The sequence below is a fragment of the Blautia sp. TF10-30 genome, from assembly GCF_003481245.1.
GTDB lineage: Bacteria > Bacillota > Clostridia > Lachnospirales > Lachnospiraceae > Fusicatenibacter > Fusicatenibacter saccharivorans.
Window position 1 is genome coordinate 14,970 of the sequence record NZ_QUKM01000015.1, and the last position, 16,558, is coordinate 31,527.

Sequence of the window (16,558 nt, forward strand, 5' to 3'; positions counted from 1 at the left end):
TTATTTTGCCTGAATAATGTGAAGCATGTTTGTCATATATCCTTCACCCGTCACCTCGTTAGTAGCAGGGTCTCCGGCCGTAAAAATAACCATATCGCCACGTTCTACAAGCTCCTCACGGCGCACCATATACATAGCATGGGAAATGATATTCTCCGTAGAATCTTCCTCGTATCCGGTCACCGGACGAACGCCCCAGTAGAGCTGCATTTTTCTTCTTGCCCATTCATATGGGGTAACGCCGTAAATCGGTACGCTCGGACGAAGGTTTGAGATCAGTCTTGCGGTCTGACCGGACATCGTCGGGGTCACAATGCAGGCTGCTTTGATGTGTTCTACCATAGAAACGGCTGCGCTTCCAACTGCTGCGGAAACATTCAGCTTTCCTTCCAACGCTTTTCCATCGCGGTAATCTTCGAATTTCAGATAACGCTCCGTCTGCTCGGCAATCTCTCCCATCATGGTAACTGCCTCGATCGGATATTTTCCGGCTGCTGTTTCGCCGGAGAGCATGATCGCATCCGTTCCATCATAAATTGCATTCGCAACATCGGCTACCTCTGCACGGGTCGGGCGCGGGTTCCGGATCATGGAATCCAGCATCTGGGTTGCCGTGATAACCGGTTTGTATTTATGATTGCATTTTTCAATGATGATTTTCTGTACGTGCGGTACCTGGCACGCCGGAATCTCTACACCAAGGTCTCCCCTTGCAACCATCACACCATCTGCCGCATCGATGATGCTGTCGATGTTCTGCACACCCTCCGCATTTTCGATCTTCGCAATGATATCAATATGCTCTCCTCCGTTTGCCACAAGGAACTCACGGATTTCGTTAATTGCCTCTGCATTCCGGATAAAAGAAGCCGCTACAAAATCAATATCCTGTTCAATACCAAAGAGAAGATCTCCTTTGTCTTTCTCCGTCAGGTTCGGAAGATTGATCGAAACGTTTGGTACATTCACACCCTTTTTTTCTCCGAGCTCGCCGCCGTTTACTACGGTACAGACAATTTCCGGTGCATTTACTTTTTCTACGCGCAGGCCGATCAGACCATCATCGATCAGAATTGTGTCTCCCTCTTTAATATCGTCGGTAAGGCCGGTATAGCTGACAGAACAGTGATTTTCATCTCCGGTCTCCTGAACGGTTGTCAGGGTAAAGGTCTGTCCGGTTACCAGATTTACTTTTTTTCCATCTTTCAAAACGCCGGTACGAATTTCCGGTCCTTTGGTGTCCAGAAGGATTGCCACAGGAGTTTTCAGCTCTTTTCGAAGCTCTTTCAGCATATCCATACGCATTTTCTGCTCATCGTGGTCTCCATGAGAAAAATTAAAACGAGCAACATCCATTCCGGTTTCAATCAGTTTTTTCATCAGGTCACGTGAGTTGGTATTTGGTCCCATGGTGCAGACAATTTTCGTTCTTCTCATACTTTCTCTCCTTCTTTATTTTACATGTTCATGCGTAAACAGGTGATCCTGGCAGTATTCATAATTTCCGTTGCATCTGGAGCAGAAACGGAACTCCAGATTCGGATCATCCTTTTCCGTCCGCCCGCAAATCGCACATTTGTGTTTTGTGATTCCATTTGGATTGCGGTATTCGGCTTCTCCTCTTGATACGGCTTTTTTAAATTCTTTCCTGCGTCTGTTCTGCCGGAAAGAGTTATGCTTTCCTTTTCTTGTCATCAGGAAAAACACCAGGACATTTGCCAGGGAACACAAAATGACAACACATCCTGCCCAGTTTCCGCTCAGAATGCTGGTAATCATGCTATAAGCAAGAAGCGCTACATCAAGATATGCCAGCCATTTGATCTTGATCGGGATAATAAAGTACAGAAGCACCTGCATATCCGGAAAACTGATCGCAAAGCCAAGGAAAATAGAAAGGCTGATATAATAGGTGCTGAATGCAGTTCCCATCAGCGCCGGATACCCATTCACTGCATATTCGATTCCATACAGCAGGAAGGAACCGAGGATCGTCATCAGAATACCCGAAAAGATATAAACGTTATATTTGAAATCTCCCCAGGCTCTTTCAAGACTCGTTCCGATTGAGTAGTAGAAAAACAGCATAATGATCGTAAAGATATCAAGGCTGCTCGGCGGAATCAGAATCCAGCTCACCAGACGCCAGATCTGTCCGTGCAGAATATAGTATGGTTCCAGCGTCAGATACTGTCTCATAATGGGGGCCGCAAGCTGAATGATATAGCCCGCAATGTACGTTACGATAATGTACATCGTCAGATGGCTTAACGCGTATCTCCCATATTTTCGCTCCATTTTGTCTAAAAAATTCATGCACACTCTTCCTTTTTCGTTTGTTTTATTTCACCGGCTTTCACTGCCCGAAAATACATTCTCATTATACGTGCTGCCTTTTCGTTTGTCAAACGGTATAACGGTGAATTTCGTCTCTGAAAAAGAGCTTTACGAATGTTTTACTTTCCGGTATAATTTATTAGAAATCTTTTCCAGTTATTTTATAAATATACGAAAAAATTCAGGAGGACTTTATATATGGCAGGATCATCATTTGGTACCATCTTCAGACTGACCACCTGGGGAGAGTCTCATGGAAAAGGCGTGGGCGTTGTTGTGGACGGAGTGCCGGCCGGCCTTTCGCTTTCCGAGGAGGATATTCAGGTTTACCTCGACCGCAGGAAGCCGGGACAGAACCGCTTTACCACAAAACGGAAAGAATCCGATACCGTTCAGATTTTATCCGGCACTTTCGAAGGAAAAACGAGCGGTACCCCGATTTCCATGGTGGTATGGAATGAGGATCAGCATTCCAAAGATTACAGCGACATTGCTTCCTATTACAGACCGGGCCACGCCGACTATACGTTTGATGCAAAATACGGTTTCCGCGACTACCGCGGCGGCGGACGCTCCTCAGGACGCGAGACGATCGCACGCGTGGCTGCAGGCGCCATCGCCTTAAAAATGCTCTCTGAGCTTGGCATCACCGTTTCCGCCTACACCCGCTCCATCGGTGACGCGGAAATCCAGTCTTTTGATGCCGCTGAAATTGCGAATAACGCCCTGAATATGCCGGATGCAGAGGCTGCCGAAAAGGCTTCCGAGCTTTTAACAAAAGCCATGGCGGAAAAAAATTCCGTCGGCGGTGTGGTCGAATGTGTCGTTCACCATATGCCTGCCGGTGTCGGCGATCCGGTGTTTGAAAAGCTCGATGCCAACCTTGCAAAAGCACTCGTCTCCATCGGCGCCGTAAAAGGCGTGGAAATCGGAGACGGTTTCTCGGTCTGCACAGCTACCGGGCTTACCAATAACGATGCCTTCCATTTAAATGCGGACGGCTCCATTGTCAAGCTGACCAACCACGCCGGCGGTATTTTAGGCGGTATCAGCGACGGAAGCGATATCGTTGTCCGGGCTGGTTTCAAACCGACCCCGTCCGTTGCTGCTTCCCAGCAGACCATCAACAAAGATGGTGAAAACATTGCCATCGAAATCAAAGGCCGCCACGACCCGATCGTCGTTGCACGCGCCGTTGTTGTCGTGGAATGCATGACCGCTCTTGTCCTGGCGGACGCACTGCTTGTCGGCATGAGCGCCAAACTGGACAATGTAAAGAAAGTCTGGGCTCCGGACGAGAAATAAAGGCCGGACTGCTTCTTTCTGGCTTCAACACAAAAAATGCCTGCGGGATACAGTTCTTCCTGCAGGCATTTTTGCGTTATTTTTTTAGTGAACGCCTTTTTTCGTAATCAGAATACAGTTCGGCGTCTCCACTTTCATCGGGCGGCCTTTCTGAACCAGCACGTTTTTCTCATAATCAACGGTAAATGTTGTGATCGTGTTGGACTCATGATTTGCCACTGCGATATGTTTTCCGTCCGGGAACATTGCAATATCCTTTGGATATTCGCCGCTGATCGGAAGTGCAAACTTCTTCTCCAGGCAGCCGGTCTCTGGGTCGATATGGAACATTGCTACGGTATTGTCTCCGGCTGTAGAAGTAAACAGGTAGTGGTGATCCGGGGAAAGGCACATGCCGGATGCAGCGTCGTGCGCCTGGTCCACGTTCGCGGATGTGGTGCTGATCGACTGCAGTTTTTCAAATTCCGGTCCGTTTCCCGTATCACGGTAGCTGAATACATCGACTTTGTTCATCAGCTCGTAAATGACATACGCGTATTTTCCGGATTCACTGAAAACGATCTCTCTCGGACCGGATTCACGCTCACAGCGTAGGATATCCACCAGTTTCAGGCGGTCACGCTGTGTGTTCAGCTTGTACATTTTGATCTGGTCAATGCCGTTGTCGACTGCGCAGACATATTTGTTGTCCGGTGTAGGAACAACACAGCTGACATGCGGGCGGAAGTTACGCTCTGCCACACTGCCAAGGCCCTTGTGGAACACGCCGTCCATCAGACTTCCGAGGCGGCCGTCCTTATGGGTATGTACAACGGTTACTTTTCCGTCATGATAGCCTGCCACGAACAGGTATCTTCCGGTTTTGTCCACCGACAGATAGCAGCCGCGCATGCCGTCGATGTCTACTTTGTTGATCGGGGTCAGGTCTCCGTCATCCTCCACTGCAAACACTGCAACGCCTTCATCTGCAATCGAATACAGGTATTTGCCGTTTAAGGAACGGGCAATGTGGGAAGAGTTGTTGACCGGTATGACTTTTCGCTCTGTCAGAGTGCCTTCTTCTACATTTACATCATATAAATGAATACCAATGCTGCTTCCATGGGTATAAGTGCCTACATAGGCTACGTACTCATCCTTCATGTTGTTTTCATCCTTTCTGCCTTCTCGCACATCGTGTGAATTTTCTAAAAATATTTTAACACAATTTCCGCGCCACGACAACGAGGAAAACGGATTTTTGATATGTAAACGGTAACACTTTATTTTTAGACACAGGATATTCTCCTGCAGAGAATTTTTTAGATATTTCTATTGTTTTTAGATTGTAAGAGTTGAGGTTTCCGCTGCATACCATTTTCATTTTCTACGCTCTCGTCAGACTGATTTCCTGACTCATCATTCCCTGCAGTTTCTTGATTGCGCGGCTGTACTGGCACTGCAGCGCCTGCTCGCTTTTCTTGCAGAATCCGCTGAGCTCTTTGTAGCTGAATCCATATGCTCTCCCCCAGAAAATGCGCTGATCCATCGGATTCAGGTTCTGGATGCAGTTCTGCATCACCATTCGTTCCTCAATCTCGGCTGTCGCGCCCGCCTCCCCTTCATTTCTGTTCTCTTTCTGATACTGTGTATAGGAAACTTCATTCTGATAATAATGTTTTCTGCGCTGATTCTTGATCTTGTTTTTTGCCACACAGAACAGCCATTTCGTCATCTCTTCTCCTTCGAGATCGGCAACGGTTTCAAATTTTACCACCAATACCTCCCATACATCGTTCAGCACATCCTTCGCCGTCTCCCGGTCATTGTTCAACTGACCGCAGATATAACGGAACAGCACATGACTGTTTTTCTCGAATATGATCTGAAAAAATCGTTCCTCCTCTTGTCTCATACACTTCTTTCTCCCTCCTGTTATTTCGCTGTCCTTCTCTTCCGGGCCCGTCATATATGTAATGTGTTGAGACTATCGAAATCTTTCATTTTTTCAGAATATTTCTACTATTTGACCTTATTACTTTTGTTAATAAAGCAAAATATTGCGTTATAACTGCACCGCGGCGCATAATCAAATTTTTTCTTTCGAAATCAGAAATTACTGTTTCTGACAAAAAAATTCCCGCAGAAAGGAGCTTTCTTCCTCTCTGCGGGAATCTTCTATTTTGGTTTTATTTTATTTAAAGTAAGCAACACCGGACTCAAAGATCTTCAGATCCTGCTCTCCGTAGATGTTGACTGCTACGCCGTTGTCGCGGCGCTCTGCGTGTGCCATCTTACCAAAGACACGGCCGTCCGGGCTGGTGATACCCTCGATTCCGCAGTAGGAACCGTTGACATTCCAGTACTCGTCGTTGGTCAGGTTTCCGTTGACATCGCAGTAGCGGGTTGCAATCTGGCCGTTTGCCATCAGCTTGTCGATCCACTCTTTCGATGCTACGAAACGTCCCTCTCCGTGGGATGCCGGGTTGGTGTAAACACCGCCAAGCTCGGCGCCTGCCAGCCATGGGGATTTGTTGGTCACAACCTTCGTGTAAACCATCTTGGAAATATGGCGTCCGATGGTGTTGAAGGTCAGAGTCGGGGAATCTTCCGTCTGTCCGAGAATCTCACCGTACGGAACGAGTCCCAATTTGATCAGTGCCTGGAATCCGTTGCAGATACCAAGGGCAAGTCCGTCTCTCTCATTCAGCAGTTTGGTAACAGCTTCTTTGATCTTCGCATTCTGGAATGCGGTTGCAAAGAATTTTGCTGATCCATCCGGCTCATCACCTGCGGAGAATCCGCCAGGGAACATGATGATCTGCGCCTGGTTGATGGCTTTTTCAAAGGCATCGACAGAACCGCGGATGTCTTCTGCGGAAAGGTTGCTGAATACCTGAGTGATAACTTTTGCACCGGCACGCTCGAAAGCTCTGGTGCTGTCATACTCACAGTTCGTTCCCGGGAAGACCGGAATGAATACGGTCGGCTGTGCCAGCTTGTGGGAGCATACGTGGATGCTCTTTGCCTGATAGCAGCTGTCTGCAACAATTCCGTTTTCGTCTGCTGCTGCCACATTCAGGGCATCTACATCCGGAAGCTCTGCACCGGATACGGTCTTGAATACTTTTTCCAGCGGTTTGTTCCATGCGGAAACGGCCTCGCGGATGGTGATTTCGGTGTCTTTATAGGAAAGAACCGGTTTGTCTGTCACTTCACCGATGACGGTGTAGGTGCTTGCCAGCTCTCCGACTTTTTCAGCCGGAACTTCGCAGATCAGATCTGCAATATATGGAGTAAAGAGATCTCTCTCGTCTACATTGTGCTCGATGGTTACGCCGAGAGCATTACCGAATGCCATCTTGGATACGGCTGCTACGATACCCTGACGGTCTACGACATAAGCGGCTTTCACACGGCCGTTCTGCATATCCTCATGCAGTTTTCTGTAGGTTTCCATGACGCCTTCGTACTCTGGAAGCAGATGTGCATCGACTGGAAGGTGGATCCACACGAGTTTGTCTCCTGTGTTTTTCAGCTCCGGAGATACTACATCTTTTAATTTTGCAACGTCAACCGCGAAGGATACGAGTGTCGGCGGTACATCGATATGGTTGAAGGTACCGGACATACTGTCTTTTCCTCCGATAGACGGCAGGCCGTAGCCCATCTGTGCGTCGTATGCACCAAGAAGTGCTGCGAACGGCTGGCTCCAGCGGTGCGGATCCTCAGTCATTCTGCGGAAATATTCCTGGAAGGTGAAGCGGACTTTGCTGTAATCGCCGCCGACTGCCACGATGCGGGACAGGGACTCGGTTACGGCATAGACTGCTCCGTGATACGGGCTCCAGCTCGATACGTATGGATCAAAGCCGTAGCTCATCATGGTAACGGTGTTGGTCTTTCCATCCGGAACCGGCACTTTTGCAACCATGGCCTGAGTTTCAGTCAGCTGATATTTTCCACCGTACGGCATCAGCACGCTGGCTGCTCCGATGGAGGAGTCAAACATCTCGACAAGACCTTTCTGGGAGCATGCGTTGAGGTCTGACAGGGTGGACAGCCATTTTTCTTTCACGTCGGCAATGTCACCGCTTCTTTTTAACGGGGTGTCCTCTGCTTTTGGAATCTCTACGAAGACATCATTCTCCTGATGTGCTCCGTTTGTATCCAGGAATGCACGGGAAATATTGACGATCTCTTTTCCTCTCCAGGAGAGTACCAGACGCGGGTCCTCGGTTACGACTGCAACTTCGGTTGCCTCCAGGTTCTCTTCTGCGGCATATTTCAGGAACTGCTCACGGTCTTTCGGGTCGATGACAACGGCCATACGCTCCTGGGACTCGGAGATGGCGATCTCTGTTCCGTCGAGGCCGGCATATTTTTTCGGTACTTTGTCCAGATTGATCTTAAGGCCCGGTGCCAGCTCGCCGATGGCAACGGAAACTCCGCCTGCACCGAAGTCGTTGCATTTTTTAATCAGAAGGCTGACTTCCTCGCGGCGGAACAGTCTCTGCAGTTTACGCTCAGTCGGTGCGTTTCCTTTCTGTACCTCTGCACCGCAGGTCTCGATGGATTCTGTCGTATGTACTTTGGAGGAACCGGTTGCACCGCCGCAGCCGTCTCTTCCAGTACGGCCGCCGAGCAGGATGATGATATCGCCCGGATCAGAATTTTCACGGACAACGGCACGGCGCGGTGCTGCTCCAAGGACAGCTCCGATCTCCATACGTTTTGCCACGTAGTCCGGATGGTAAACTTCTTTGACATAGCCGGTTGCAAGACCGATCTGGTTTCCATAGGAGCTGTAGCCGTGTGCTGCTTCTCTTACGAGTTTTTTCTGCGGAAGTTTTCCTTCGAGTGTCTCGCTCTGCGGACGGGTCGGATCTGCGGCTCCGGTCACACGCATTGCCTGATATACATAGGTTCTGCCAGAAAGCGGGTCACGGATTGCACCGCCAAGGCAGGTTGCTGCACCACCGAACGGCTCGATCTCGGTCGGGTGGTTGTGGGTCTCGTTTTTGAAGTTGATCAGCCACTCTTCGTCTTTTCCATCTACATCTACCGGTACGACGATGGAGCATGCGTTGATTTCATCAGACTCTTCCTGATCTGCGAGTTTTCCTTCGGATTTCAGTTTTTTCATTGCCAGAAGGGCAAGGTCCATAAGGCAGATGAATTTGTCGTCACGGCCTTTGTAGAGTACCTCACGGTCGCTTAAGTAGCGGTCGTAGCTTTTTTTCATCGGCTCGTAGTAGTCGCCTTCGCCGAAGGTCACGTTGGTAAGCTCGGTGGAGAAGGTGGTATGGCGGCAGTGATCGGACCAGTAGGTATCGAGTACGCGGATCTCGGTCATGGATGGATTGCGTTTTTCTTCGCCGCGGAAGTAGTTCTGGATATGCAGGAAGTCTTTGAAGGTCATGGCAAGGCCGAGGGAATCGTACAGGGCTTTTAATTCTGCCTCCGGCATGTCGATGAATCCGTCGAAGATTTTGACGTCTGCCGGCTCTTCAAATTTTGTCACGAGGGTTTCCGGTTTTTCAAGTCCTGTCTCTCTGGAGTCTACTGGATTGATGCAGTGTGCTTTGACTGCGTCAAACTGCTCATCAGTCATCTCTCCTTCGATAACATACGTAACGGCGGAGCGGATGATCGGCTGCTCGTCTTCTTTTAAGAACTGCACGCACTGTACGGCAGAATCGGCTCTCTGATCAAACTGTCCCGGAAGGAATTCTACGGAAAATACTCTCGCACCTTCTGCACGCGGGAAATCTTCCTGATAGCAGATATCAACCGGCGGCTCTGCAAAGACTACTTTACATGCTTTCTCATATGTCTCATCACTGATATTTTCTACATCGTACCGGATCAGCTCCCGTACGTTGGTTACGGTCTGGATGTTCAGATAGTGCTTGATTTCATGCTTCAGATCTTTCGCCTTAATCGCAAATTCCGGCTTTTTCTCCACATAAACGCGTCTGACTGTACTCATTTTTATCCTCCATTTGTCTGAATCATAGTCCCCCAAAAACGGGACAATCTTTCGTTACTTACAGAATAGCATATTTATCTTTATAAATGAAATTAATATATCTTATATGTTTTATAAGTTTTGTTTCTTAATAGACGGACGCATTCCATTTTTCCTGCACTACCATCCCACTCATCACCCATTCTCTCTCGTCCTAAACCGTCAGGCCCGCGCACTTTCTGGTGCGCGGGCCGTCCGTTTCCGTTTTTACATTCTATATTTCGCTTTTTTCTCCCGTGTCCGCAGTGCATTCCCCGCCTTTGCCGGCCGGTACAGCAGCATACAGGTTCCCGCATTCATAACAAGCGCACAGCACACATCCGATACGGAGTGCTGTTTTAAAAACATGGTCGAAAACACAATCAGCACCGTCAGGCCCAGGCAGACGTTTCGGAATACCGGGCGGTTTTTGAGCTGCTCGCTGTGTTCTACGGCAACAGCTACGGCTACGGAATTATATACGTGAATACTTGGGAATACGTTGGTCGGTGTGTCTGTCAGGTAAAGGCCTCTGACCAGATCCGTGAAAATGTTCTCCCGTGGGAATACCGTCGGGCGCAGGTTCTGGCCGTTCGGGTACAGATAGGAGATCACGAGGAACGCCGTCATTCCGATTCCCAGGTTGATAATCAGCTGATAATATTCTCTGCGGTTCTTGTTGCAGAAGCCGAAATAAAGGACAGACCATGCAATATATCCAAACCACATAAAATAAGGAATCACAAAAAACTCACAGAACGGAATCATATCATCAAACGGAGTATGAATCAGATGATAACCTTTCGTAATGTGAGTTTCCAGATATTGAAAACATTTCAGATAGAAAATACCATAAACCACTACCGGAAGAAAATGCTTATATTTTTTTATTGTCTTCATAGTTTCCCTCCACTTTTCTGACGAGGTTTTTCTCTTCAACCTGCTGAAATTATAGCACACCGAAAACCGAAGTCAATAAGCTTTATTATTTTTTAAGAAACAATTCATCGGTTTCTGAAAACCGTCCTTGGGATGGAAATGTTCAAAGATCGCCGCGTCGAATTTTTTCCGTGTCCGGTTATATACATGCTCATCTTTTACCGTCCATGCAAATGCCGGTGTCCGAAACAGCATACGGTCGATCAGGAAGCCCGGGCAGTCGGCATAGCGGTGGTCGTAGGCGATAAAATCCGGTTTCCCGATAAAATTCAGCATCAGATGACGCGCCATTATCCGCAGGATCAGATGCACCTTATCATCCTTTGAAAAACGGCCGGAAAGCTGGCCGCGCAACGTCTGCGGCATGTGGCGGCGGCACCAGCGGAGGGCCAGGCTGTTGAAGGATTCCATGCAGAACATACCGGTGTACCCCTCCATCTCCTTCTGAAATCCCGCACAGACCGCCGTGGAAAGTCCCGGCATCTTGATTTCGATTAAAAGCGGCACGCGGCCGTCTACCGTCTGCAGTACCTCACGAAGCAGCGGAATCTTTTCCGTGCTGTCGCCCAGATGGAACTGCTGGAGTTCCTCATACGTATAATCGCTGATTTTTCCCTCGTTTCCACACATCCGCTTCATCGTGTCGTCGTGGAACACCACAATCCGGCCATCCTTTGTGATCTGAATATCCAGCTCGATGGCATATCCCTGCTCCGCCGCGCGGGCAAAAGCCGGAAGAGAATTCTCCGGAACTCCCTCCGCCGCGTTCCACAGACCGCGGTGCGCATAATTCCATTCCGCAAATTTCAGACATTCCTGCCGTCTCGATGTAGCCGGCAGAATGGAAAAGAAATAACCTGCTGCCAGGAAGGCAAGCACTGCAAAAAATATGATCCAGAACATCATCTTTCCATCCCTTCTTTCACCCAGTCGCCCAAAAGGCGGAGACGCTCCGTTTCCAGTCCGATCCTTTCCTCCGTGCGGTGTCCGCCCGATTCTCCGTCCAGGTGGACCGGTTCCGCGCGGTCTGTCTGAAAGGAAAGGCTGCTGCACCGCTCCATATGTACCTCAGGAAATCCCGTGTGGCGTCCAAACAGCGCCATCGGCAGAAGATAGCTGACTTTCCATTTGGCAAGATTGGAAACCACCATCACGTCGAGCAGATCATCCGTCCCGTCCGCCTCCGGGCAGAAGCAGAAGCCGCCGCCTTCGTACGAAAAATTCATTGCCACTGCAAAAAGAACATTTTCAAACGAACGGTGTTCTCCGTTTTCCAGAGCTGCATCCAGCGTGAACGGTTCGAGATAAAAGAGCTGCCGCAGTGCAATCATCACATACGTAAGTTTTCCCAGATGCAGCCGGTTCAGCGTATTCTTGATTTTTGATGCCAGCGCCTCGTGGCAGATGCCTGCATCAAAACCGATGCCGGTGCTGACGAGAAATCTCCGCTTTTGGCTGCCAAGAAGCGCCGTTCCAATGTTGATCTCCTTTTCCTCCCCTTTCAGCACAGCTTCCAGCGCCTGCAGCGGATCGGAGGGAATTCCGGCACCGCGCGCAAAATCGTTGCCGCTTCCCGTTGGAATATAACCGAACTTTACATCCGACAGGCTGGTGATTCCATCGACCGCCTCATTCGCCGTACCGTCTCCGCCGATCACCAGAAGGACATCATCGAGATTCCATACCCCTTTCGCGGTCAGCCGTGCTGCCGTCTCCCGTGCGCTTCCGTGATACTTTGTCGGATATACACGAAATTCCGTCCTGCGCCGCTCAAGCTCGCCCTCAATCACCGGCCACAGCTTCTCGCCGCGCCCCGACCGCGATTTTTTATTTACTATAATATGATACATCAAAGTCATACCTTCCTTTTTCTTCTGTAAAAAACCACTTCAAATCACCTGAATCATGTTCTTACGCAGCGAAACAACAAGTGTTTCACTGCTGAGTGAACAGTAACCAAATCAGCCATATTGTAGCAGTTTTCCCCGCAAACCACAACTATCTTCACAAAATCTTAACTTGTTGCCGCCGTAAAAATTCCCGCACCCCTGTCTTTTCTTTCTTGACAGACCTTTTTGTTCTGCTAAAATAAAAAGTACCGCGGTTTCGTCCGCAGAACGTCACTCATTTCTGAGGAGGTTTTTATGAATTTTTACGATATGACACGCGCAGGGAGGATGATAAGATGAAGCTCTCCCCCGCATTTCTCGCTTATAAACTAAGCAGCGCTTTTTCGGTTCTTGCACCGGAAAACCTGCCGCTCTCCGGCACACTGGAGCTGCCTGTTCTTTATCAGACAGGCTCCGCAGCCACTGCGCACCGTGTCTTTCTCTGCACAGAAGAACAGATCGGCTCTCTTTCCTCCCTCCTGGAAGAAAGCAGCTCCCTTTTTCTTCTCTGTACCGAAGAACTGCCGGAGGAACTTCCGGCTCCGGTTTCGATCGCCGTTAAGAGCAGCGTATCCGCTGTTTTTTCGTTCCTGCAGGAGCTTTTCTGGACGTACGATTCCTGGCAGAAGGAGCTGATGCAGGCACGGCTCGACGGAAAATCGATCCAGCATCTTTTAAATCTCTCCCTGCCTGTTTTTGCCCACCCCCTGATGGTGGTCGGCATGGATTTTTCCATCATCGCCGCAGCGTCCGAAGAACCTTCCTTTTTTCCCGAGAAGGTGTTTGGCTCCCTCGATGCAACGCGCCCGCTTCTGCTCTCCTTGACAGAAAGCAGCGAATACGCGTCCGTCCGCGATCTCGATGGATGGTTCCGCTTTCCGGATCACGTAACGGGACTTGGTTCCCTCTGCGTCAACATCACGCAGCATGGTCAGAGCGCCTACCGCCTGCTGCTCCTCGACACAAAAAAGGATCTTTCTGATTCCGAAGGCTTTCTTCTTGAATTTCTTGCAGAAATGATCCATCACGCCTTCCTGCACAATGTGATGCAGAAAACCTCGCCGGCGCAGTCGCTTCACACCGTGCTGCTCCGTGCCCTCGACGACCGGATGGCCGACTATATTGCGGTCAGCCAGGCTCTCGATGCGCTCGGCTGGCATTCCCGCCACACCTACTGCTGCCTCTATCTGCAGCTCTCCGATATGGATCAGAAAAACCTGACGGCAAACTCGGTCTGCGCCTATCTGGAAAATATTCTGACCGGCTGCTCCGCGTTTCCGCACGGCGGCGGTATCGTTGCGTTCTTTAACCTCACGCTGTCCGATTTTTCCATGACCGATCTGATGGAACGCATGGTGCACTTTGTGGAGGACAGCTCCTTAAATGCCGGCTTTTCGCGCTGCATGAACGGCCACATGAATCTGCGCCGCCAGTATATCCAGGCAAAAATCGCCCTGCAGTTCGGCACGCGAAAATACCCGGACAAGCGGATGCATCCGTTCAACGATATCTCGTTTGACTACATCCTCGATCAGGCAACAAAAAAGCTCCCAGGCTACATGCTGTGCCATGAGAGACTTCTCTTTCTGCAGGAGCACGACGACAGCTCCGGCAGTGACTATATGCGGACGCTCCGCTGCTATCTGGACAACCACTGCAATGTCGTCCAGACGGCGCGTGAGCTTTTTATCCACCGCAGTACCCTGCTCTACCGCCTGGAAAAGATCAAGGAAATTTTAGAATCTGATCTTTCCAGCCCGGATGAAATTCTGTATCTGATGCTTTCGTTCCGTTTTATCGACCTCGAGAATGAAGAAGAAAACCGTTCTGGATCTTCGCAGCCAGAAAAGCACAGATAAAACCAACCGCAATTCCCGCCAGGACATCGGTCGGGAAATGCACAAACAGATACAGTCTGGAAAATGCAATCAGGCAGGCCAGAATCAGTGCGGCAGCTCCTTCTTTTTTGTGCATCACAAAAATAGAGACTGCCGCCGCAAACGAGGCTGCCGAATGGCCCGATGGGAAGGAATAGTCCTTCGGAGCGGCAACCAGCAGCTTTACCTGCTCGTCAATCCAGCACGGACGCGGGCGCGCTGCCAGCGGCTTTAACACCAGATTACATAAAATCAAATCTAAAATCAGCGCGATCGCCATTCTTACACCGCATTTCCGGTATTTCGGAAGGATTAAGAAAACGGCAGTCAGCGCAATCCAGATCCATCCCGCATTTCCAAGTGAAGTAATTCCCACCATCACCCGATCGAGCACTGCATTGTGAAGATGCTGCAGTGCATATAAAATTGAAAAATCCATTCTTACCCCTCTCTGTAAAAAATGGGCATTTTTCTGCTGTACATCTGCTGATCGGCGGCCGCCTCGTACAGAAATTCCGCCAGGGCCTCTCTCGAGTATCCAGGCCGGAACTGGCTGCCGTCCAGCGAAATACTGCAGTTCTGCCCTACCTTTTTCACTTTTCCGTCTCTTCCCGGACACGTCCGCACCAGTGTCCAGTTCAGATCGCTCCGTGCCAGAACCTGTCCCATCTTCTGCATATCTTTATAGACACCTGGCCAGAAAATCTGCATGAATTTCGTACTCATTCTCTGGTATTTGTCCTCGCAGTCTCCAAACGCATGAATGCAGACATGGCCTACCGTCACAAACCGCGTTTTTCCAAGCTGCTTCATGGCTGAGAGAATCATCGCGTTTCCGTCAGCCAGCGGTGTCTCCTCTTCTTTTACATGTTTCACACGCATCGGAGTCAGCACGCTGATGACTGCATCCGCTTCCAGCAGTGCCTCCAGCACGCGTTCCCGGTTCTGAAGGCTTCCCTCAATCACGGTCAGATTTTTTCTCGGCCAGATCGCTTTTGCATCCGGCACGTAGGCGGTCACCTGTGCGCCGTGAAGAAGCGCCGTGTTGGTCACATACTGCCCAAGCAGTCCCCCCAGACTGAATATTGTAATTCTCATGAAATCCTCACTCTCATCTGTGTGTCTTTTGTATCCTCCGCAGATTTTTTGACACACTTTCCTAATGTTATCTCCTATTCTAACACACCGCCCGTATACGATACAATGAAATAAAACTAAAAAAAGTATAACCTTTTTCGTCCTTTCTTCATATCGTAAGTAGAACCGTATTTTCAGGAGCTTTGATCTTATGCCCTATACTATCGTAATCGATGCCGGACACGGGGGAAGTGATCCGGGCGCTGTCTATGAGGGACGCAGGGAAAAGGATGACAATCTTTCCCTCGCCATCGCGGTCGGCGAGCTTCTTTCCCGGCAGGGTGTCTCTGTCATTTATACCCGCACAACCGATGTTTATCAGACGCCGTTTGAAAAGGCGCAGATGGCCAATCAGGCGGATGCCGACTTTTTTATTTCTTTTCACCGGAATTCTTCGGAGGAACCGAACCAGTATACCGGCGTGGAAACGCTTGTCTATGACAACTCCGGCATCAAACAGACAATGGCAGAAAACATTAACGGCGCGCTCTCGGAGCTGGGATTCCGGAATCTCGGTGTCAAGGCACGGCCAGGGCTCGTTGTTCTGCGGCGGACGAAAATGCCGGCTCTTCTGATTGAAACCGGCTTTCTGAACAATGAGCAGGACAATACGCTCTACGATGAAAAGCTGGAAGAAATCGCCCGCGCCATCGCGGATGCAGTGCTTGGAACGCTGGATCTCGAGACGGTCACGGAGGCTGACCGGCGCGCTGCGGAAACGGAGGCCGCCCGTCCGTCCGTTTCAACAGCGGATACCGTCACTGCTTCCGCTTCGCCCCATCCCACGCCGCCGGAACAGGAAAATCCTTCCGATACACCGGAAACCTTCTACCGTGTCCAGACCGGCCTTTTCCGCATCCGCCAGAATGCCGACCGTATGCTTTACGACCTTCTCGACCAGGGCTATCCCGCTTTTCTTCTCGCCGAGGACGGCTTTTTCAAAGTCCAGGTCGGCGCTTACCGCCAGCTCGGAAATGCCATTCTGATGGAACGCCGCCTGCGCCGCGACGGCTATTCCACCCTGATTACCACCTGAGCGTCTGACGCATCAGTCGAAAAAAGAGCGTGCCGGAATTTTATTTTCC

General features: G+C 49.9%; 13 protein-coding genes. 3 read left to right on the plus strand and 10 right to left on the minus strand.

Features of this window, described 5'->3' with window-relative positions:
* Together pyk and DXD02_RS12535 are read right to left on the minus strand one after the other, a co-directional pair.
* Positions 1-1,437: a pyruvate kinase gene (gene pyk / locus DXD02_RS12530; protein ID WP_055268187.1), complete on the minus strand. Its 1,437-nt coding sequence runs from the start codon at positions 1,435-1,437 to the stop codon at positions 1-3.
* 15 nt (positions 1,438-1,452) lie between these two features.
* On the minus strand, positions 1,453-2,316 hold the full coding sequence (locus tag DXD02_RS12535; protein WP_118666929.1) for a hypothetical protein: 864 nt from the start codon (positions 2,314-2,316) through the stop codon (positions 1,453-1,455).
* A 219-nt stretch (positions 2,317-2,535) separates the two neighbouring features.
* Here DXD02_RS12535 and aroC point away from each other — a divergent pair, with 219 nt between their 5' ends.
* Entirely contained in the window at positions 2,536-3,642 is a 1,107-nt protein-coding gene (gene aroC, locus DXD02_RS12540; RefSeq protein WP_118666930.1) for a chorismate synthase, read from the plus strand.
* Between the two features lie 84 nt (positions 3,643-3,726).
* On the opposite strand, the gene DXD02_RS12545 is transcribed toward aroC, so the two are convergent.
* From DXD02_RS12545 to DXD02_RS12570, 6 genes are all read right to left on the minus strand, one after another.
* The gene (locus tag DXD02_RS12545; RefSeq protein WP_022463215.1) at positions 3,727-4,785 is read right to left on the minus strand and encodes a lactonase family protein; all 1,059 of its coding nucleotides are present in this window, start codon (positions 4,783-4,785) and stop codon (positions 3,727-3,729) included.
* Positions 4,786-5,008: 223 nt separating this feature from the next.
* On the minus strand, positions 5,009-5,536 hold the full coding sequence (locus tag DXD02_RS12550; protein ID WP_055228517.1) for an RNA polymerase sigma factor: 528 nt from the start codon (positions 5,534-5,536) through the stop codon (positions 5,009-5,011).
* Positions 5,537-5,815: 279 nt separating this feature from the next.
* Positions 5,816-9,613 (minus strand): phosphoribosylformylglycinamidine synthase, encoded by a 3,798-nt coding sequence (locus tag DXD02_RS12555; protein WP_117802506.1) that lies wholly within the window; start codon positions 9,611-9,613, stop codon positions 5,816-5,818.
* A gap of 246 nt (positions 9,614-9,859) precedes the next feature.
* Positions 9,860-10,531 (minus strand): phosphatase PAP2 family protein, encoded by a 672-nt coding sequence (locus DXD02_RS12560; RefSeq protein ID WP_055268197.1) that lies wholly within the window; start codon positions 10,529-10,531, stop codon positions 9,860-9,862.
* A gap of 72 nt (positions 10,532-10,603) precedes the next feature.
* The gene (locus DXD02_RS12565) at positions 10,604-11,476 is read right to left on the minus strand and encodes a glycerophosphodiester phosphodiesterase family protein (protein ID WP_118666931.1); all 873 of its coding nucleotides are present in this window, start codon (positions 11,474-11,476) and stop codon (positions 10,604-10,606) included.
* Positions 11,473-12,420 carry a diacylglycerol/lipid kinase family protein gene (locus tag DXD02_RS12570; RefSeq protein WP_158580146.1) on the minus strand — a complete coding sequence of 316 codons (948 nt, stop codon included), beginning with the start codon at positions 12,418-12,420 and terminating at the stop codon, positions 11,473-11,475. Before DXD02_RS12570 ends, DXD02_RS12565 begins: the two co-directional genes overlap by 4 nt.
* 335 nt (positions 12,421-12,755) lie before the next feature.
* Here DXD02_RS12570 and DXD02_RS12575 point away from each other — a divergent pair, with 335 nt between their 5' ends.
* Positions 12,756-14,318, plus strand: a complete 1,563-nt coding sequence (locus tag DXD02_RS12575; RefSeq protein ID WP_118666933.1) for a PucR family transcriptional regulator — start codon at positions 12,756-12,758, stop codon at positions 14,316-14,318.
* Here the strand turns inward: DXD02_RS12575 and DXD02_RS12580 are convergent.
* Both DXD02_RS12580 and DXD02_RS12585 read right to left on the minus strand, forming a co-directional pair.
* Positions 14,254-14,775 (minus strand): phosphatase PAP2 family protein, encoded by a 522-nt coding sequence (locus tag DXD02_RS12580; RefSeq protein ID WP_055221420.1) that lies wholly within the window; start codon positions 14,773-14,775, stop codon positions 14,254-14,256. The genes DXD02_RS12575 and DXD02_RS12580 overlap by 65 nt on opposite strands.
* A 2-nt stretch (positions 14,776-14,777) precedes the next feature.
* The gene (locus DXD02_RS12585) at positions 14,778-15,434 is read right to left on the minus strand and encodes an NAD(P)-dependent oxidoreductase (protein ID WP_147326119.1); all 657 of its coding nucleotides are present in this window, start codon (positions 15,432-15,434) and stop codon (positions 14,778-14,780) included.
* Between the two features lie 190 nt (positions 15,435-15,624).
* Between DXD02_RS12585 and DXD02_RS12590 the strand changes: the two genes are divergently transcribed.
* On the plus strand, positions 15,625-16,509 hold the full coding sequence (locus DXD02_RS12590; protein WP_117805007.1) for an N-acetylmuramoyl-L-alanine amidase: 885 nt from the start codon (positions 15,625-15,627) through the stop codon (positions 16,507-16,509).
* Positions 16,510-16,558: the final 49 nt, after the last annotated feature.